The sequence below is a fragment of the Bartonella queenslandensis AUST/NH15 genome (genome assembly GCF_000312585.1).
GTDB lineage: Bacteria > Pseudomonadota > Alphaproteobacteria > Rhizobiales > Rhizobiaceae > Bartonella > Bartonella queenslandensis_A.
On sequence record NZ_HE998418.1, the window covers coordinates 1 to 481 of the forward strand.

The 481-nt window shown below is 37.2% G+C and carries 1 protein-coding gene; it reads right to left on the bottom strand.

Going from position 1 to position 481, the window contains the following annotated elements:
• Nucleotides 1–481: type ISP restriction/modification enzyme (locus BN338_RS10535; protein ID WP_039762514.1), on the bottom strand; the 481-nt coding region annotated here is incomplete at both ends.

Below are 481 nucleotides of genomic sequence, written 5' to 3' on the forward strand. Positions count from 1 at the left end.
AGTATCTATTGCATGATAGTTAGGTACAGTATTCGTCATGAGTACAGAAAAACCACTCACAGATCCTACACCTGAAACTTGTATCACTTTATTTTCAATTGCTTCGCCCATCGGAAATATACACGGCATTTGATAAACCATTTCATTAAAGGTGCGGTTATAATAAAGCCACTGTTTTGTAAAAGGACGATAAAGACTTTGCGTAAGACAGTTATTTTCAAACGTAAAAAGCTTTTCTTTGCACAATTCTTGTTTGATAGCACGGCTCCAACTGATTTTATTTGCATCAGCATTTACGAAATTATTCACAGCCTGTTTACGTATTCTACGGTCAACATGCTCATAGGTTTCATTAAAGCGCTTGACTTCGCTATTATAAAAGCCAATCATATTGCTCATGTTCTTCCCTAAAGCCTCAAGGCTCGAGTTATATGCCCAAGCGTCACGACTCGTTACGATACCGCACGAAAAATTTTCAAAT